This is a genomic window from Pseudomonas sp. FSL R10-0056 (assembly GCF_009600105.1).
GTDB lineage: Bacteria > Pseudomonadota > Gammaproteobacteria > Pseudomonadales > Pseudomonadaceae > Aquipseudomonas > Aquipseudomonas bubulae.
Genome location: NZ_WIWL01000224.1, coordinates 1 through 19610, shown reverse-complemented (window position 1 = coordinate 19610; position 19610 = coordinate 1). Strand labels below are relative to the sequence as shown.

At 59.8% G+C, this 19610-nt stretch carries 17 protein-coding genes, 1 tRNA gene and 1 pseudogene; 2 read left to right on the top strand and 17 right to left on the bottom strand.

From position 1 onward, the window contains the following. Window position 1 precedes the first annotated feature (1 nt). From GHO42_RS22345 to leuC, 17 genes are all read right to left on the bottom strand, one after another. A tRNA-Val gene (locus GHO42_RS22345) sits at window positions 2–74 on the bottom strand. Between the two features lie 97 nt (window positions 75–171). Next, a complete protein-coding gene (locus GHO42_RS22340) occupies window positions 172–939 on the bottom strand; it encodes an SDR family oxidoreductase (protein ID WP_153328573.1) in 768 nt (255 codons plus the stop codon). An 8-nt stretch (window positions 940–947) separates the two neighbouring features. After that, a complete protein-coding gene (locus GHO42_RS22335) occupies window positions 948–2159 on the bottom strand; it encodes an O-succinylhomoserine sulfhydrylase (RefSeq protein WP_153328545.1) in 1212 nt (403 codons plus the stop codon). A 72-nt stretch (window positions 2160–2231) separates the two neighbouring features. Further along, a complete protein-coding gene (purF, locus tag GHO42_RS22330) occupies window positions 2232–3737 on the bottom strand; it encodes an amidophosphoribosyltransferase (RefSeq protein WP_095002444.1) in 1506 nt (501 codons plus the stop codon). 41 nt (window positions 3738–3778) lie between these two features. Then, the gene (locus GHO42_RS22325; RefSeq protein ID WP_095002443.1) at window positions 3779–4336 is read right to left on the bottom strand and encodes a CvpA family protein; all 558 of its coding nucleotides are present in this window, start codon (window positions 4334–4336) and stop codon (window positions 3779–3781) included. 106 nt (window positions 4337–4442) lie between these two features. Beyond that, on the bottom strand, window positions 4443–5069 hold the full coding sequence (locus GHO42_RS22320) for an SPOR domain-containing protein (protein WP_095002442.1): 627 nt from the start codon (window positions 5067–5069) through the stop codon (window positions 4443–4445). Then, a complete protein-coding gene (gene folC, locus GHO42_RS22315; RefSeq protein WP_153328548.1) occupies window positions 5053–6360 on the bottom strand; it encodes a bifunctional tetrahydrofolate synthase/dihydrofolate synthase in 1308 nt (435 codons plus the stop codon). Before folC ends, GHO42_RS22320 begins: the two co-directional genes overlap by 17 nt. Further along, the gene (gene accD / locus GHO42_RS22310) at window positions 6357–7277 is read right to left on the bottom strand and encodes an acetyl-CoA carboxylase, carboxyltransferase subunit beta (protein WP_153328550.1); all 921 of its coding nucleotides are present in this window, start codon (window positions 7275–7277) and stop codon (window positions 6357–6359) included. Before accD ends, folC begins: the two co-directional genes overlap by 4 nt. A 268-nt stretch (window positions 7278–7545) precedes the next feature. Beyond that, entirely contained in the window at window positions 7546–8169 is a 624-nt protein-coding gene (locus GHO42_RS22305) for a phosphoribosylanthranilate isomerase (RefSeq protein WP_095021363.1), read from the bottom strand. Between the two features lie 56 nt (window positions 8170–8225). Further along, a complete protein-coding gene (gene truA / locus GHO42_RS22300; protein WP_153328577.1) occupies window positions 8226–9050 on the bottom strand; it encodes a tRNA pseudouridine(38-40) synthase TruA in 825 nt (274 codons plus the stop codon). Between the two features lie 252 nt (window positions 9051–9302). Next, complete coding sequence (locus GHO42_RS22295; protein ID WP_153328552.1) at window positions 9303–11711, bottom strand: FimV/HubP family polar landmark protein; 2409 nt, start codon at window positions 11709–11711, stop codon at window positions 9303–9305. A gap of 61 nt (window positions 11712–11772) precedes the next feature. Next, complete coding sequence (locus GHO42_RS22290; RefSeq protein ID WP_153328554.1) at window positions 11773–12783, bottom strand: aspartate-semialdehyde dehydrogenase; 1011 nt, start codon at window positions 12781–12783, stop codon at window positions 11773–11775. Between the two features lie 166 nt (window positions 12784–12949). Then, window positions 12950–14062 (bottom strand): aspartate-semialdehyde dehydrogenase, encoded by a 1113-nt coding sequence (gene asd, locus GHO42_RS22285; protein ID WP_095002435.1) that lies wholly within the window; start codon window positions 14060–14062, stop codon window positions 12950–12952. 68 nt (window positions 14063–14130) lie between these two features. Beyond that, window positions 14131–15213 carry a 3-isopropylmalate dehydrogenase gene (gene leuB, locus GHO42_RS22280; protein WP_153328556.1) on the bottom strand — a complete coding sequence of 361 codons (1083 nt, stop codon included), beginning with the start codon at window positions 15211–15213 and terminating at the stop codon, window positions 14131–14133. Between the two features lie 56 nt (window positions 15214–15269). Next, window positions 15270–16037: a class I SAM-dependent methyltransferase gene (locus GHO42_RS22275; protein ID WP_153328558.1), complete on the bottom strand. Its 768-nt coding sequence runs from the start codon at window positions 16035–16037 to the stop codon at window positions 15270–15272. 121 nt (window positions 16038–16158) lie between these two features. After that, complete coding sequence (gene leuD, locus GHO42_RS22270) at window positions 16159–16803, bottom strand: 3-isopropylmalate dehydratase small subunit (protein WP_095002432.1); 645 nt, start codon at window positions 16801–16803, stop codon at window positions 16159–16161. Beyond that, window positions 16800–18233, bottom strand: coding sequence for a 3-isopropylmalate dehydratase large subunit (gene leuC / locus GHO42_RS22265; protein ID WP_095002431.1), 1434 nt, complete (start codon window positions 18231–18233; stop codon window positions 16800–16802). Before leuC ends, leuD begins: the two co-directional genes overlap by 4 nt. A 133-nt stretch (window positions 18234–18366) precedes the next feature. Between leuC and GHO42_RS22260 the strand changes: the two genes are divergently transcribed. Then, on the top strand, window positions 18367–19281 hold the full coding sequence (locus tag GHO42_RS22260) for a LysR family transcriptional regulator (protein WP_153328560.1): 915 nt from the start codon (window positions 18367–18369) through the stop codon (window positions 19279–19281). Between the two features lie 44 nt (window positions 19282–19325). Beyond that, window positions 19326–19610: pseudogene (locus tag GHO42_RS22255) on the top strand (acetyl-CoA C-acyltransferase); the annotation flags it as partial.

Genomic DNA, 19610 nt, shown 5'->3' with positions numbered 1-19610 from the left:
GTGGGTGATGACGGGATCGAACCGCCGACCCTCTGCTTGTAAGGCAGATGCTCTCCCAGCTGAGCTAATCACCCTTTGCTTCGTTGAGGCCGCGAAATTTACGCATCTATCGAAGCTAAGTCAAGGACAAGATTGGTTTTTTTCAAAATAAGCAAAAATAGTGGCCTGGCCTTAATCGCCATAGATCATCTTCTTGCTCATGCCGCCATCCACCACAAACTCCTGACCCGTGACAAAACCGGAGTTGCGCGACAACAACCAGGCAACCATCGCGGCAACGTCCTCCACAACCCCTGCCCTGCCAGCAGGGTGCTGAGCGTGATCGGCGTCCGTCAACGGCGCTGAACGCCTTACAGATGGATCACGGGCGTCGATCCAGCCCGGGCTTACAGCATTGACCCTGATTTGCGGGCCAAGGCTGATGGCCAGCGCATGGGTCAATGCCAGCAACCCGCCCTTGCTTGCCACGTAAGCCTCGGTATCAGGCTCCGACTGGCGCGCACGGGTGGAAGCCAGGTTGACGATCGCCCCGCAATGGGCACGCAGATACGGCGCACAATGCTTGGCCAGCAACATCGGCCCGGTGAGATTGACCGCCAGCACGCGGTTCCAGTGCTCCAGGTCGAGGCTTTCCAGGGGCGTGTTGTGCGGGTCCGCAATCGCGGCGTTGCACACCAGCCCGTCCAGCCGTCCGAACTGCCCCAGCACTTGCGCGACACACTGGATGACATCGTCTTCAACCGACACATCCATGCGCACAAACCAGGCACTGTCGCCCAGCGCCTTGGCTACTTTTGTGCCCCGGGCGCGGTCAATGTCGCTGAGCACCACTTGCCAGCCTTCACTGACCAGCCAGGCTGCAATGCCCAGGCCAATGCCCCGGGCAGCACCGGTGACCAGTGCTACACGGCCATTGCCGCTTACCGGCGCCTCGAGCATCCAGTCGGTCACAGCGCGGCCAGGCCTCGTGCGAGGTCGGCTTGCAGGTCACTGACATCTTCCAGGCCTACGGCGATGCGGATCAGGCTGTCACGAATACCGGCCGCTTCACGCTCTTGCGGTGCGAGGCGACCATGGGAAGTGGTCGCCGGATGAGTAATCGTGGTTTTGCTGTCACCCAGGTTGGCAGTGATCGAGATCAGACGTGTCGCGTCGATAAAACGCCACGCGCCTTCTTTGCCGCCCTTGACCTCAAAACTGACCACGGCACCAAAGCCGCGCTGCTGGCGCTGGGCCAATTCGTACTGTGGATGGCTCTTGAGACCAGCGTAGTGAACCTTCTCTATGCCATCCTGCTGCTCCAGCCACTCGGCCAGGGCCTGGGCACTGGCGCAGTGAGCGCGCATGCGCAGGTTGAGGGTCTCCAGACCCTTGAGGAAGATCCACGCATTGAACGGGCTCAGAGTCGGCCCGGCGGTACGCAGGAAACCGACGATTTCTTTCATCAGCTCGCCACGACCGGCCACTACCCCACCCATGCAACGACCCTGGCCATCGATGAACTTGGTTGCCGAATGCACCACGATGTCTGCACCCAGCTTCAGCGGCTGCTGCAAGGCTGGCGTGCAAAAGCAGTTGTCGACCACCAGCAAGGCACCCTTGGCGTGGGCGATTTCAGCCAGCGCGGCGATATCGACCAGCTCGGCCAGCGGGTTGGACGGCGACTCGACAAACAGCAGCTTGGTGTTGGGCTTGATCGCCGCGTCCCAGCCAGCCAGTTCGGCCAACGGCACGTAATCGACCTGCACGCCAAAGCGCTTGAAGTACTTCTCAAACAGGCTGATGGTCGAACCGAACACACTGCGCGAGACCAGGATATGGTCGCCGGCGCTGCACAGGCTCATCACCACCGACAGAATGGCTGCCATGCCCGTCGCCGTGGCTACAGCCTGCTCGGCACCTTCAAGGGCGGCAATGCGCTCTTCGAAAGCACGAACAGTGGGGTTGGTGTAACGCGAATAAACATTGCCTGCCACCTCGCCCGAGAACCGCGCTGCCGCGTCTGCCGCCGTGCGGAACACGTAGCTGGAGGTCAGGAACATTGCATCACCGTGCTCACCTTCCGGCGTACGATGCTGGCCAGCACGCACCGCCAGGGTGTCGAACGCTACGCCCTCAAGGTCGCTGTCCAGCCGACCCGCATCCCAATCCTGACTCATGCTGCCCACTCCTTGCTCTACTTTGTATTGGATAAACGCAAACCGGCCCATCAGGGCCGGTTTGGTGAACTCTTAGTTATTGTACAAGCCTATCGTCGCACCGACGCCCTGGGCAATCACCTTGGAAGCATCGTTGCGCGCACGCTCGATTCGCTCCAGGTAGTTGTCGTCAATATCGCCGGTGACGTACTTGCCGTCAAACACTGCACAATCGAACGCATCGATCTTGATCTTGCCACCACCGACAGCGTCGATCAGGTCAGGCAGGTCCTGATAGATCAGCCAGTCGGCGCCGATCAGCTCAGCCACTTCCTGGGTGCTGCGGTTATGGGCGATCAGTTCGTGAGCGCTGGGCATGTCGATGCCATACACGTTCGGGTAACGAACCGCCGGGGCCGCCGAGCAGAAGTAAACGTTTTTGGCGCCGGCTTCGCGGGCCATCTGAATGATCTGCTTGCAAGTGGTACCGCGCACGATCGAGTCATCCACCAGCATCACGTTCTTGCCGCGGAACTCGAGTTCGATGGCGTTGAGCTTCTGGCGCACGGATTTTTTACGTGCAGCCTGGCCCGGCATGATGAAGGTACGACCGATGTAACGGTTTTTCACGAAGCCTTCGCGGAACTTGACGCCCAGGTGGTTGGCCAGTTCCAGTGCAGCGCAGCGGCTGGTGTCCGGAATCGGGATCACCACGTCGATATCGTGCTCAGGACGCTCACGCAGGATCTTCTCGGCGAGTTTCTCGCCCATGCGCAGACGGGCCTTGTACACCGACACACCGTCGATGATCGAGTCCGGGCGCGCCAGATACACGTGTTCGAAGATGCACGGGGTCAGTTTCGGGTTTACCGCGCACTGACGGGTGTGCAGCTTGCCGTCTTCAGTGATGTAAACCGCTTCACCCGGCGCCAGATCGCGGATCAGGGTAAAGCCCAGTACATCCAGGGAAACGCTCTCGGAGGCGATCATGTACTCGACGCCTTCGTCGGTATGACGCTGACCGAAGACAATCGGACGAATGCCGTTCGGGTCGCGGAAACCGACGATGCCATAACCGGTGATCATCGCAACCACGGCGTAACCGCCACGGCAACGGTTGTGCACGTCAGTCACGGCAGCAAACACGTCTTCTTCAGTCGGCTGTAATTTGCCGCGCTGCGCCAGTTCGTGAGCGAAAACGTTAAGCAACACTTCCGAATCGGAGTTGGTGTTGACGTGACGCAAATCAGATTCGTAAATCTCCTTGGCCAGCTGTTCAACGTTGGTCAGGTTGCCGTTATGCGCCAGGGTGATGCCATACGGCGAGTTGACATAAAACGGCTGGGCTTCAGCTGAAGTCGAGCTGCCAGCGGTTGGATAGCGCACGTGACCAATGCCCACGTTGCCGACCAGGCGCTGCATATGACGCTGATGAAAGACGTCACGAACCAGCCCGTTGTCCTTGCGCAGAAATAACCGGCCATTATGGCTGGTCACAATACCGGCAGCATCCTGGCCGCGGTGCTGGAGGACGGTTAGCGCGTCATACAGCGCCTGATTGACGTTCGACTTACCGACGATACCGACGATGCCACACATGCGACGCAACCCCTACTTAATGGATCTGAACTGAACACCACTCACTTGGGCTGGGTAGCCGGCAAGAGATGCTCCTTGAACGGAATGTCAGCGGGTACGCTGATTCCGCTGGCCAGCCACTGACTGCTCCACCCCAGAATGAGGTTTTTGGACCAGTCGGCAACCAATAGAAATTGTGGCACGAGCCGTGACTCCTGCCACCATGAGTCCTGCTGTACCGGCCCCAGGCTCAACAGCCCGACCGCAGTGACCACCAGCAATGCGCCACGCGCAGCGCCGAAAGCCATGCCGAGAAAACGATCGGTCCCGGACAGGCCGGTGACGCGAATCAGTTCGCCGATAAGAAAATTGATCATTGCGCCTACCAGCAAGGTGGCCACAAACATGATGGTGCACCCTGCGATAACGCGGGCGGAAGGTGTTTCGATGTATCCGGAGAGGTATTGCGACAGCGAACCGCCGAACATCCAGGCAACGACCCCGGCAATGATCCAGGTGCACAGCGACAATGCTTCTTTTACGAAGCCGCGCTTCAAGCTGATCAAAGCGGAGATGGCGATGATTGCAACGATCGCCCAGTCAACCCAGGTAAATGGCACAGTTCAGCCTACGGATAGATGAGGCGGCGCATTTTAGCAGAGCGCCGCCGCTCAGGTAAGGCGATTTATCCGTGCTTGTGCAATCAGATTGAACCTTTTTACGCTGTCAGCCACGTTCAGGCTGGAAGCGCACCACAAAACCCTTGAGGTTTTGCTGCTTGCCAAGCAAATCGCGTAAGCGATCGGCCTCTGCACGCTCAAGCAATGGGCCGACAAAAACCCGGTTCATCCCGCCGGAAGATCGCACATAAGCGTTATAGCCTTGATTGCGAAGGGTTTTTTGCAGGTTATCAGCACTGGCCCGATTGGACAGGCTCACCAGTTGCACCGACCAGCTGATTGGCAAGCCATTGGGGTCGACACGCTTTTGCGTGGTGTCCAGCTTGGCGGGTGCCTGGGCAACGGTTTGCGCCGGCGTGACAGCCGGAGGCTTGGGCGCAGCCACTGCAGGCTTTGCCACTACCGGTGCGACCGGGGCTGGCGCCTGCTGCTCGACAACCGGCTGCTCAACCGGAGCCGGCTCCTCAGGGATCACCTGAGGCTCAGGCACGGCAACCGGCTCGACCTTGACCTGCGGCATTACCGGCATTTCAGGAGCGCTCGGGGCATCCACCTCAATCTGACGCAGTTCGTCCTGTCGGGAGAACAGCATCGGCAGAAAAATAACCGCCAGCGCCACCAGCACCAGGGCACCCACCATCCTTTGTTTGTACGCCTTATCCAGCAAAGCCATTTGCAGCCTCCTGCGTGGCACGCCGCTCCAACCACTCGAGCGCTTCGGCAACACAATAAAATGATCCGAACAACAGGATTTCGTCGTCAGTCGTGGCCCGTTCGCACTGCGCCTCAAGCGCTTGCTCCACGCTGGCATAAGTCGAAACAGCCGCCCCAAAACCCTGCAGCGCGGCCTCGACTTCAGCGCCCGGGCGCGTGCGCGGGGTATCCAGCGGCGCAACAGCCCAATGCGCGACCGAACCCGTCAGTTGTGACACTACGCCATCCAGGTCCTTGTCGGCCAGCAAACCGAACACCGCCAGGCGCTTGCCTGCCACCGGCCGCTGCGCCAGGCGCCGCGCCAGATACTCGGCGGCATGGGGGTTGTGCCCTACATCCAGCAGTATATGCAAGGGCTTGCCCTTCCAGCTGAACTGGCGACGATCCAGGCGCCCCGTGATGCGAGTACCTGCCAGCGCCGCGACAATGCGCTCCGGCTGCCAGGGCAGATCGGTCAACGCATAGGCCTGCACGGCCAGCGCCGCGTTTTCCATCGGCAGATCCAGCAGCGGAATATCGCGCAGCTCGATCAATTGCCCCCGGGCATCCTGACCACGCCAATGCCAGACCTGATCGGTACTGGCCAGATCAAAGTCACGACCGCGCAGAAACAGCGGGCAACCCAGCTCTGCAGCCTTGTCGAGCAATGTATGCGGCGGGTTCAGATCGCCACACAGGGCCGGCTTGCTGGCACGGAATATCCCGGCCTTTTCAAAGCCCACGGATTCGCGGGTGTTGCCCAGATACTCAATATGATCGACACCGATACTGGTCACCAGCGCCAGGTCGGCATCCACCAGATTGACCGCATCCAGGCGCCCGCCCAGGCCGACTTCCAGCACCACGGCATCCAACTGGGCACGCTCGAACAACCAGAAGGCTGCCAGCGTACCCATTTCAAAATATGTAAGGGATGTCTCGCCGCGCCCTGCATCCAGGGCCGCAAAGGCCTCGCAAAGCAGCTCGTCCGAGACTTCAACACCCTCAATTTGTACGCGCTCGTTATAGCGCAGCAGGTGGGGCGAACTGTAAACCCCCACCTTTAGCCCTTGCGCCTGCAGCAACGAAGCCACAAACGCACAGGTCGAGCCCTTGCCATTGGTACCCGTAACCGTCACCACCCGAGGCGCAGGCTTTTGCAGCCCCAAGCGGTTCGTTACCTCGCGTGCGCGATCCAGACCCATATCGATGGCCGATGGATGCAACTGCTCAAGATAGGCGAGCCACTCGCCAAGGGTGCGCTGGGTCATAGGTTTGCAGGTGCCGGCGGAACAACGATGGTTTCAACAGGCGCAGCCACGAACACTGGAGTCGGCAAGCCCATCATTTGCGCCAGCAGGTTGCCCAGGCGCGGACGCAGCTCCTGACGTGCAACGATCAGGTCGATGGCGCCGTGCTCCAGCAGGAACTCGCTGCGCTGGAAACCTTCCGGCAGTTTTTCGCGAACGGTCTGCTCGATAACACGAGGACCGGCAAAACCGATCAGCGCCTTAGGCTCAGCCACGATCACGTCACCCAGCATCGCCAGGCTGGCCGAAACACCGCCGTATACCGGGTCGGTCAGTACCGAGATGAAAGGGATGCCTTCTTCACGCAGACGCGCCAGTACCGCCGAGGTCTTGGCCATTTGCATCAGGGAGATCAGGGCTTCCTGCATCCGCGCACCGCCCGAGGCTGCGAAGCAGATCATCGGGCAGCGGTGTTCAAGAGCGTAATTGGCCGCACGCACGAAGCGCTCGCCAACAATGGCACCCATAGAGCCACCCATGAAGGAGAACTCGAAGGCCGATACCACCAGCGGCATGCCCAGCAAGGTACCGCTCATGGAGATCAGGGCGTCTTTTTCGCCGGTCTGCTTTTGCGCGCCGACCAGACGGTCCTTGTACTTCTTGCTGTCACGGAACTTGAGACGGTCAACCGGCTCCAGGTCTGCACCCAGTTCGGCACGGCCGTCGGCGTCCAGGAAGATATCAATGCGGGCGCGGGCGCCGATACGCATGTGGTGATTGCATTTCGGGCAAACGTCCAGGGTCTTTTCCAGCTCCGGACGATAAAGCACAGCGTCGCAGGACGGGCATTTGTGCCACAGGCCTTCAGGTACCGAGCTCTTTTTGACCTCGGAACGCATGATCGAAGGAATCAGCTTGTCTACCAACCAGTTGCTCATGCTTTCTTTCTCCAGTACCGGTGGCCAGAACAGTTCAGTTCAGGCCCCGTGTATGCCCTTGAGCTAAATTAATCAGGTGTGTGGCGATAATTGCCGGAACCGCGGTCCGCACTCGGCAAACCAGCAAAACCCTGCAACCCTCAGCCTTACCGACAGCACGCACCAGAGCGGCCGCCACTTAAATTTCTGCCCGTCTTCTCACCGGGCCCGCCTGCTTCGCAGAGCGGTATTGATGGACGGCGGCAGAGTGCCAGCCGTCACATCCGCATCAGTTTGCCGTGCGCACTGCCCGCATAAAGGCACGAATCCTGTCGTGATCCTTGATGCCCTTGCTCTTTTCAACGCCGCCACTGACATCCACGGCGTAAGGCTGCACCCGGGCGATGGCGTCTGCGACGTTGTCGGGTGTCAGGCCACCGGCCAGGATAATCGGCTTGTGCAAACCCTGAGGTATCAAAGACCAGTCAAATGCCTGACCAGTTCCACCCGGTACACCTTCAACATAGGCATCGAGCAAAATACCGCTGGCCCCTGCATAGGCCTTGCAGGCACCGGCGATATCATCACCGGCCTTGACCCGCAACGCCTTGATGTAAGGGCGGTGATAGCCTTCGCACTGCTCCGGGGTTTCATCTCCATGAAACTGCAGCAGATCCAGCGGCACGGCATCCAGGGTTTCGTTCAGCTCACAGGCGCTGGCATTGACGAACAACCCCACCGAAGTCACGAAAGGCGGCAAGGCGGCAATAATGGCCCGCGCCTGCGCGGCCGTGACTGACCGCGGGCTCTTGGCGTAGAACACGAAGCCTATGGCGTCAGCCCCGGCCTCGACCGCAGCCAGTGCATCTTCTATGCGGGTAATACCGCAGATCTTGCTGCGAACAACGGACATCTCGATAACACCCCGAACGCGAAAGCCCCGGATGGTAACAAATGCTTATCCGGGCGTCAGCCGTCCAGGCCGCTAAAACCGGTCAAGAAATGTGGACCAATGTAACGTTCCGGCAACTGGAACTCGTCGCGGTATTCAACTTGCACCAGATACAAGCCGTAGGGATGGGCCGTCACACCGCCCGAGCGCCGCTCGCGGCTCTCCAGCACTTCCTTGATCCACTCCACCGGCCGCTCGCCCGTACCGATAGTCATCAGCACCCCGGCGATATTGCGCACCATATGGTGCAGAAAGGCACTGGCACGAATATCCAGCACAATCATGTTGCCGTGACGGCTCACGCGCAGATGGTGCATTTCCTTGATCGGGGATTTGGCCTGGCACTGTCCGGCGCGAAAGGCACTGAAATCATGCACGCCCAACAGGTGTCGAGCTGCCTCGGCCATACGCTCGACATCCAGCGGGCGGTGGTTCCAGGTGATTTCCTGATTCAGATGGGCAGGCCGGATCTGATCGTTGTAGATCACATAGCGGTAGCGCCGGGCGATGGCCTTGAAGCGGGCATGGAAGTGCGCGGGCATGACCTGGGCCCAGGTGACGCTGATGTCATGGGGCAAATTGATATTGGCGCCCATGACCCAGGCTTTCAGGGAGCGCTCGGCCCGGGTGTCAAAATGCACCACCTGCCCGCAGGCATGCACACCGGCATCCGTACGCCCGGCGCACATCAGGGAGACCGGTGAGGCGGCCACTTTGGACAGGGCGTTTTCCAGGGTTTCCTGGACGGTCAGCACACCATTGGCCTGGCGCTGCCAGCCGCTGTAGCGCGAACCTTTGTATTCCACCCCAAGGGCGATTCGGTAAAAACCTTCCGCGGCCATTTCAGCGGCCGGGTTATCTATATTTGCCAAGGACTTGCAGCCTGCTCATAAACGCAAAGGCGGCCATTATAGGGCGCACCCGGCAAGACGCCATGAAACATTTCACCGGAACGTCAGACAAACCAGGCTTCGTAGCAGCTGCCGAAGGACATTTCAACTGTGGGAGCGAGCCTGCTCGCGAAGGTCGTTCGCGAGCAGGCCCGCTCCCACAGGGAGGGTTGACCGGCAACAGAGTATCTAAAGGAGTTTCACTCAGGTCAGGCGTGCCATCATTTCCAGCGCTTCGGCCTGCTGCTGTGGATTACCCTCCTCCATGACCTCGGTCAGAATATCCCGCGCACCTTCGTCGTCACCCATATCGATATAGGCCTGGGCCAGATCGAGTTTGGTGGCCGTTTCATCGGCGCCCGAGAGGAAGTCGAATTCCGGTTCATCATCGGCAAAGGGCTGTTCCAGCGATGATTGCTCAAGGCTTTGCGACAGGCGATGCAACTCGGCATTGACCTTGTCGAGCTCAAGGGCAAAGCTGTCCGCCGCCACAGCGGGTGGAGCGCTTTCTTCAGCCAGGGACAGGTCAAAGTCCGCCGGCAGGTCCAGATCAAAGTCCGACGCCCCTTCGTGAGCCGCCTGAACCTGAGCCTGCTGTTCAAGCACCGCTTCGAAACTGTCTGCCGCCGGCTTGTCGAGCCCTGCAGGTTCTGGCGTCACCACCGCAGGGGAAGCCGCTTCCAGTTCATCAAGGCTCAGATCAAAATCGTGATCGAACGCTGCAGGTGCAGGTGCAGCAGGCTCCGGCTGCGGTTCGACCTCGCGATCGTCGCGCATCATGTCCTGGACAAATTGCGCTTGCAGCTGGGTGGCCACCGCTGCGGTAGCAATGCCGGCCGCTGCCGCCACCGCCATGCCAGGATAACGATTTTTGAGCTGCTCGACCTGGGCGTGATTCTTGCCATTGGCTACCAGTTGGCGCTCTTGAGCGATAAAAGCGTCACGATCACCCAGTTCGGCGTAAACCCGCATCAACTCAAGACGCAAATCACTGCGTTGGGGCTCCCGATCGATCGCAGCCTTTAGCAATACAACGGCCTCGCTCAACTGACGCTGCTCAATCAACCGCTCGGCCTGATCCAGCACATCAGCCGCAGGCTTGGCCAGGGTAACCGGCGCGACCACCGGAGCTACTGCCTCCACGACCGGTGCAGGTGCAGGTGCAGGTGCAGGTGCAGGTGCAGGTGCAGGTGCAGGTGCAGGTGCAGGTGCAGGTGCAGGTGCAAGATCGATACTGCGCGACGGCGTTTCAAGCCCCTCAAAACTGCTTTGCGGCAGATCCAGATCGGCTGCAAACCCGGACTCATTTTCAAGATCCCGAGCCATTCGCGCATGTTTTTGCGCTTCTTGCAGCGCCTTGCGCCGACGCACGAGCAACAACAGCAAGAGCAGTAACAAGACCGCCCCGCCACCGACAAGCCCCAGTAATAGCGGGCTGTTCAGCAGGTCCTGAATGTTTCGCTCATGGCCTTGCGTCGCCCCGGTGTCTTCAGGACTTGGTGCCACTGCAGTGGCCGGTGCACCTTCGATTGCTGGCGCAATATCGGCTTCAGGCGCATCAGCGGCCTGCACGCCGGCCAACGCAACTGCCGGGTCGACAGGCGCACCTTTGCCGGCCTCCAGCCTGGCCAGTTGATCGTTCTTCAATTCAATCAAACGCTGCAGCTTGTCCAACTGGCTTTGCAGGTCTTTCATCCGGTCTTGCAGCTCGGCATTTTCACGACGGCTGCTGTCCAGACCTTCCTGAGTCATCGCCAGCTGGTCAGCCAGTTTTTTCGCATCCCCGGCAGCACCCTTGCCTGCCTGAGCGGAAACCAGACTCAAGGCATCCTGATGCACAGCCTTGGCGGCAGGCGCCGGCACAGGCTTGCGACCGGTTGCATCGAGTTGCTGGGCCAACGGTACGGTGCGACGGCCACTGCGCCAGTCGGCATTTTGCGACGCCACTTCGTTGATGGCCCTGGCCTGGGGCAATTGCACACTTTGCGAGGCATCTGGCAGGCGCAGTACCTGGCCGGTTTTAAGCCGGTTGATATTGCCGTTGATAAACGCATCAGGGTTCAGGGCCTGAATTGCCAGCATGGTCTGCTGCACCGAGCCGCCGTTGCGCGCCTTGGCGGCGATCTCCCACAGTGTGTCACGGGACGTGGTGGTGTACTGCACGGGCGCAGCAGGCGCAGACGTTGCTGCCGCCGACGCGGCCTGCGGCGAGAACCGGGCGGGATCGAGCAACACGCTGTAGTCGCGCATCAAGCGGCCGTTGGGCCACATCACCTGCACCAGGAAGTTCACAAAAGGTTCGGACAGCGGCTGGCTGGAGGTGACGCGCAATACGCTCTTGCCATCGGCGTTGATGATCGGGGTAAAGCGCAAATCATCCAGAAACGCCGGGCGCGGAACTCCGGCCTTGCTGAACTCCTGCTCGGGGGCAAGGCTTGGCACCACTTGCGCAGCAGTCAGGTCCTTGACATCGAGCAGCTCGATTTCTGCCAGCAGCGGCTGGTTCTGCGCCGACTTGAGCGTCAGCTCCCCAAGCTCAAGCGCCTGCGCCATACCGGATGACAGCGCCGAAGCGGCAGCGATTGCCAACACCAATTTGCGAACCTGAACCATAGCCTCTTCCTTATTGGTACAGGCCTCGTCCCACGAGACCTGTATAGCAGCCAAGTATCTTTTACAGTTGGTCTTTTATCAACAACTCAGCCAACTGCACGGCGTTCAATGCGCCACCCTTGCGTACGTTATCTGACGTCAGCCACAGATTAAGTTCAGATGTGTCGTCCACACCGTGACGCACTCGACCGACATACACCACATCCTGACCTACGGCATCGCCAACAGCAGTCGGGTAGTCACCGGCTTCCACCAGCTCGATACCCTCACCTGCCTCGAGGGCGGCATTGACTTCAACCAGATCCACCGGCCCGGCCAGTTGCAGGGACACGCTGAAGCTGTCACCAAAAAATACCGGCACTTGCACACTGCTGGCCGATACCTTCAGCGTAGGCATAGCCAGAACTTCGCGCAGCTCATTGACCAAACGTTTTTCCAGCGGCACATGGCCCTGTGCGTCCGGCGTGCCGACCTGGGCCAGGACGTTGAAGGCCATCTGACGATCAAAGAAGCTGGTTTCCAGCGGATGCAGGTTCAGCAGCGCGGTGGTTTGACGAGCCAGCTCCGAGACCGCTTCGCGCCCTTGCGCGGAAACTGCCATGCAGGCCGTCACATTGACCCGCTGAATTTCCAGCACCTTGAGCAAAGGCGCCAGGACCACGGCCAGAGCGGTGGCCGAAGGGCTCGGGCTGCTGACTTGCAGTGGTTTTTTCAAGGTTGCCAGCACCTGCGCATTAGCCTCAGGCACCACCTGCGGTGCCTGCGCAGAAGGCAGCGCGCCGGACAGGTCGACCACCATGCTGCCGGCTGCACTGGCCTTGGCAGCAAAACTCAAGGTCACGGCAGGGCCTGCGGCAAAGAATGCCAGCTGTACGCTGCTGAAATCGAACGTGTCGACATCGCGCACCCTGACGTTTTTACCGCGAAAAGGCACCGAATGCCCGTCAGATTCACTGCTGGCCAGCAAGTGCAACTTGCCAACCGGAAAATCACGCTCTTCGAGCATTTGTACGATGGTTTCGCCGACAGTGCCGGTGGCGCCAACGACGGCGATATCAAAGGACTGGTTCATGTATCTACCTCAGGCGAAACGTGGGGAGCGGCACTGTACCGGGCACAACCCCGACAGGCAACGCGCCCGGCCGATTTGATGGATGATGACAATTCGTAGCAGCTGATCATCCAATAAAAAGCCCGCGCCTCTTGCGAGACGCGGGCTTGAACCTGCCGGTGGCGAATTAACGCTCCAGCAAAATCCGCAGCATGCGGCGCAGCGGTTCTGCCGCGCCCCACAGCAACTGGTCGCCCACGGTAAAGGCACCGAGGAACTGCGAACCCATGTTCAGCTTGCGCAGACGGCCAACCGGTACATTCAGGGTGCCGGTAACCTTGGTCGGGCTCAGTTCCTGGATGCTGGCTTCACGCTGGTTTGGCACCAGCTTGACCCAGGGGTTGTGCTGGCTGATCAAACCTTCTATATCGGCGATAGGCACATCTTTGTTCAGCTTGATGGTCAAGGCCTGGCTGTGGCAACGCATCGCACCGATACGTACGCAGATACCGTCCACCGGAACCGGGTTCTTGAAGCGACCCAGGATCTTGTTGGTTTCTGCCTGCGCCTTCCACTCTTCACGGCTTTGACCGTTCGGCAGCTCTTTGTCGATCCACGGGATCAGGCTGCCGGCCAATGGCACACCGAAGTTTTCGGTCGGGTAGGCATCGCTGCGCATGGCCTCGGCCACACGACGGTCGATATCGAGGATGGCGCTGGCCGGGTCGGCCAGTTGATCGGCGACCGCCGCATGGGTGGTGCCCATCTGCTTGATCAGCTCGCGCATGTTCTGCGCACCGGCGCCCGAGGCCGCCTGGTAGGTCATGGCGCTCATCCACTCCACCAGACCGGCTTCGAACAGACCGCCCAGACCCATCAGCATCAGGCTGACAGTGCAGTTGCCGCCGATATAGTTTTTGGTGCCGGCATCCAGCTGCTGGTCGATGACCTTGCGGTTGACCGGGTCCAGAATAATGACCGCATCATCCTGCATGCGCAGGGTCGACGCTGCATCGATCCAGTAACCTTGCCAGCCCGCCTCACGCAGCTTGGGGAACACCTCGCTGGTGTAGTCGCCGCCCTGGCAGGTCAGGATTACATCGAGGGTTTTCAGCTCTTCAATGTTGTAAGCATCCTTGAGCGGGGCAATATCCTTGCCCACGGACGGACCTTGTCCACCGACATTGGAAGTGGTGAAAAACACCGGCTCGATCAGATCGAAATCCTGCTCTTCCAGCATCCGCTGCATGAGCACGGAACCAACCATACCGCGCCAACCGACCAGACCTACACGTTTCATCGCAACTACACCTTTAACAAAAAGTGGGGTCGTTACTTCCACCAACAGGAAGTAACGGGCCCGAGAGATTACAGATTCTGCAGCGCCGCGACTACTGCATTGCCCATTTCCTGTGTTCCGACCCGGGTGCAACCCGTCGACCAGATATCACCGGTACGCAAACCCTGGTCCAGAACCAGGCTTACGGCCTGCTCGATGGCATCGGCAGCAGCGGTCTGGTTGAAGCTGTAACGCAGCATCATCGACACCGACAAAATGGTCGCCAGCGGGTTGGCAATGCCCTGCCCCGCGATGTCCGGCGCCGAACCGTGGCAAGGCTCGTACATGCCCTTGTTGTGGGTATCCAGGGATGCCGATGGCAGCATGCCGATAGAGCCGGTGAGCATCGAAGCCTGGTCGGACAGGATGTCACCGAACATGTTTTCGGTGACGATCACGTCAAATTGCTTGGGTGCGCGCACCAGTTGCATGGCCGCGTTGTCGACGTACATATGGCTCAGCTCGACGTCCGGATAGTCCTTGGCCACTTGCTCGACCACTTCACGCCACAGCTGGCTGGACGCCAGCACGTTGGCCTTGTCCACCGAGCAGAGCTTTTTGCCACGCACGCGGGCCATGTCGAAACCGACGCGGGCAATGCGGCGGATTTCGCTTTCGCTGTACGGCAGGGTGTCATAAGCCTGACGCTCACCGTTTTCCAGCTCGCGGGTGCCACGGGGGGCGCCGAAGTAGATACCACCGGTCAATTCGCGAACGATGAGGATATCCAGCCCAGAAACGATTTCCGGCTTGAGGCTCGATGCATCAGCCAGTTGCGGGTACAGGATTGCCGGGCGCAGGTTGCCGAACAGGCCCAGTTGCGCACGGATTTTCAGCAGGCCGCGCTCGGGGCGAATGTCGCGCTCGATCTTGTCCCATTTCGGGCCACCCACGGCGCCCAGCAAGACAGCGTCGGCCGCACGGGCGCGCTCAAGGGTCTCGTCGGCCAACGGTACGCCATGCTGGTCGATGGCTGCGCCGCCGATCAGGTCGTGGGTCAGCTCCAGGCCCAGGTTGAACTTGTCACTGGCCAGCTCCAGCACCTTGACCGCTTCGGCCATGATTTCCGGACCAATACCGTCGCCAGGGAGAATCAGAATCTGCTTGCTCATGGGTTCCTCTTTCTTGTCTGTTGATGCCCCCGCAGGCGCACCCGGAAATATTCAGGTTACTTCTCGGCCCACAGCACCAGCACATCGGTGCTGAACGAACCATCGGCTTCAATTTCAAAATAATCGCGTACTTCGGCGCCCATCGACTGCTGCAACTGGCGGATGGCCGCGCTCATGACCTGTGGCGTACGCATGCGCTCGATCCAGGAGCTGAACTCTAAACGCAAACGCTGACGCTGTGTGCTGCGCACGTGCAAACCGGCTTCGCTGACCTGACGCAGCCATTCGGCGCTCGAATAGTCGCGCACATGGCTGGTGTCGCGCAGCACTTCGACACTTTGCAGGTAGGTGTCGAATAACGGGCTGCCGGGTGAGATCACATCGATAAATGCCGCTACGCCACCCGGCTTGAGCACCCGGCGCACTTCGCGCAGGGCCACGCCCAGATCGCTCCAGTGATGGGCCGAGTAACGGCTGAGCACATAGTCGAATTCGCCATCGGCAAACGGCAAACGCTCTGCCGCGCCGCAAACGGTGCTGATATTGCCCAGCCCGCGATCGCTGGCGGCAGCACTGACCACATCCAGCATTTGTTGCGACAGGTCGTATGCCACCACGTCCTTGACCAGTGCAGCCACATGAAAGCTTACATGGCCCGCGCCACACCCCAGGTCCAGCACCCGCGCCTGCTGTTTGTCAGCCAGCTCGGCCTTGAGCAGGCCGAACTCGGTGCCTTGCGCATGCACGGCGCTGCTCAGATAGGCCGCAGCCTGTTCACCGAACTGCTTTTGTACGACCTGGGTGTGCTGGGCGGTACCGGTCATTAAAACTTCCTTTTAGCGTCAAGACTTGGGTTGTCCACACTGCCGTCATCGCGGGCAAGCCCGCTCCCACATTTGAAATGCATTCCCCTGTGGGAGCCGGGCTTGCCCGCGATGAGGCCATTCAAGCGTCGCGAAACAACCACGGCTGGCTCGCACGGTGCTTGCTTTCAAACGCGGCAATTGCATCGCCGTCCTGCAAGGTCAGGCCGATATCGTCCAGGCCGTTAAGCAGGCAATGCTTGCGAAACGCATCAATTTCAAAGCCCAGCACCTTGCCGTCCGGGCGGGTCACGGTTTGCGCCTCGAGGTCGATCTTGAGCTGGTAACCCGGCTCGGCTTCAACCTGGGCAAACAGCTCATCGACTTCGGCGTCGCTCAGGATGATCGGCAACAAACCGTTCTTGAAGCTGTTATTGAAGAAGATATCGGCGTAGCTCGGCGCGATGATGCTGCGAAAACCGTACTCTTCCAGCGCCCACGGCGCGTGCTCACGGCTGGAGCCGCAACCGAAGTTTTCCCGGGCCAGCAACACACTGGCGCCCTGGTAACGCTCGGCGTTAAGCACAAAATCCTTGTTCAACGGGCGTTTGGAGTTGTCCTGGTAGGGCTGACCCACATCCAGATAACGCCACTCGTCAAACAGGTTAGGGCCAAAGCCGGTACGCTTGATCGACTTCAGGAATTGCTTGGGAATGATCTGGTCGGTATCGACGTTGGCACGATCCAAAGGCGCGACCAAACCGGTGTGCTGAGTAAAAGCCTTCATGCTGCGCTCCCCTGGATCAATTCACGGACATCAATAAAACGACCATTCACGGCGGCGGCAGCGGCCATGGCCGGGCTGACCAGGTGAGTACGGCCACCGGCGCCCTGACGGCCTTCAAAGTTGCGGTTGGAGGTCGAGGCACAATGCTCGCCCGACTCAAGGCGGTCCGGATTCATCGCCAGGCACATCGAACAACCCGGCTCACGCCATTCAAAACCGGCCTCGATAAAGATCTTGTCCAGACCTTCAGCCTCGGCCTGGGCTTTAACCAGACCTGAGCCCGGCACCACAATCGCCTGTTTGATGGTGGACGCCACCTTGCGCCCCTTGGCAATCACTGCCGCAGCACGCAAGTCTTCGATCCGCGAATTGGTGCACGAGCCGATAAATACGCGATCGAGCTGGATATCGGTGATCGCCTGGTTGGCGGTCAGGCCCATGTACTTCAATGCACGTTCGATCGAGCCACGCTTGACCAGGTCGGCTTCCTGTGCCGGATCCGGCACGTTCTGATCAACCGCAAGGACCATCTCGGGCGAAGTGCCCCAGCTGACTTGCGGCTTGATCTGCGTAGCATCCAGTTCAACCACGGTGTCGAACTGCGCATCGCTGTCGGACACCAGGTCTTTCCAGGCTTCGACCGCCAGGTCCCATTCAGCGCCTTTAGGCGAAAACGGACGGCCCTTTACATAGTCGACAGTTTTCTGATCGGCGGCCACCAGGCCTACACGGGCACCGGCTTCGATGGACATGTTGCAGATGGTCATGCGGCCTTCAACCGACAGGTCGCGAATCGCGCTGCCGGCGAATTCGATGGCATGACCATTGCCGCCCGCGGTGCCGATCTTGCCAATCACGGCCAGTACTATGTCCTTGGCGGTTACGCCGAACGGCAATTGCCCTTCGACCGACACCAGCATGTTCTTCATTTTTTTGGCGACAAGGCACTGGGTGGCGAGCACATGCTCGACCTCGGAAGTGCCGATACCGTGGGCCAATGCACCGAAGGCGCCGTGAGTCGAGGTGTGCGAGTCACCGCAGACCACGGTCATGCCCGGCAAGGTGGCGCCCTGCTCCGGGCCGATCACATGGACGATGCCCTGACGCACGTCGTTCATCTTGAATTCGGTAATGCCGTATTCGTCACAGTTGTCATCCAGGGTTTGCACCTGCAGACGGGAAACCTGATCGGCAATCGCTTCGATCCCGCCTTTACGCTCTGGCGTGGTCGGTACGTTGTGGTCCGGGGTGGCGATGTTGGCATCGATGCGCCAAGGCTTGCGCCCGGCCAGTCGCAGGCCTTCAAAGGCTTGCGGCGAGGTCACTTCGTGAATGATGTGACGGTCGATGTAGATCAGCGCCGAGCCATCGTCACGCTGCTTGACCAAATGCGAATCCCAGAGCTTGTCGTAGAGCGTTTTGCCGGCCATCAGACGGTTTCCTCATCAGCTACTTTTCTGTGCCAATAACCACTTGGCTTGTGAGGTCGATCCTATGGGGTTACAGTGAATAACTCAAATTCATAATTTTTATGCTTTGGATAACCAACAGGAATTCGAATAGATGGATCTCGTGAATCTCAATGCGTTTATTGCAATTGCTGAAACCGGCAGTTTTTCCGGGGCCGCCGAACGGCTGTTCCTGACCCAGCCAGCCATCAGCAAACGCATTGCCAGCATCGAGCAGCAACTCAAGCTCAGGCTGTTCGACCGGCTGGGCCGTGAGGTCAGCCTCACCGAAGCCGGCCGGGCCTTGCTGCCGCGCGCTTACCAGATCCTCAACGTACTGGATGACACGCGCCGGGCACTCAACAACCTCAATGGCGAAGTCAGCGGGCGCCTGACCCTGGCTACCAGCCATCATATCGGTCTGCACCGCCTGCCACCTTTACTGCGCGAGTTCACCCGCACTTACCCCAAGGTCGCGCTGGATATTCAGTTTCTCGATTCCGAAGTGGCCTACGACGAGATTCTGCATGGCCGCGCAGAACTGGCTGTGATCACCCTCGCGCCGGAGCCTCATTCACTGATTCGTGCCGTGCCGGTCTGGGATGACCCGCTGGATTTCGTGGTGGCCCCAGAGCACCGCCTGACCCGGCAAAAAGCCGTAAGCATGGCCGATATTGCACGCCATCCAGCGGTGTTTCCCGGCGGCAATACCTTTACCCATCATATTGTCCATCGCCTGTTTGAAGCCCAGGGCCTGACGCCCAACATCGCCATGAGCACCAATTACCTGGAGACCATCAAGATGATGGTGTCCATCGGCCTGGCCTGGAGCGTGTTGCCGCGCACCATGCTGGATGAACAGGTGGCATCGATTGCCCTGCCCGGCATCCAGCTGACCCGCCAGCTGGGGTATATCCTGCATACCGAACGCACCTTGTCCAATGCCGCCCATGCCTTTATGACCCTGCTCGATGCCCAGGTAGATGCCCTGCCCGCACAAACGGACGACGCCCAAACCGTACACCGGTGAAATAATCCCGCGCATTTGGCCCGATAAAACAATAAGGACCCGCCATGCAAACTCCTGAAATTTTCATCCTCAGCGCCCGGCGCACGGCCATCGGCACCTTTGGCGGCTCGCTCAAGGACGTGCCCCTGGCCGAGCTGGCCAGCACTGCGGTCAAGGCCGCGTTGCACAGCAGCCAGGTCGACCCCGGGCGCATCGGTCATGTGGTGGTGGGCAACGTGATTCCCACCGAGCCCCAGGATGCCTATCTGGCGCGGGTTGCGGCGATCAATGCCGGGATCCCCAAGGAAACCCCGGCCTACAACGTCAACCGCCTGTGCGGTTCGGGCTTG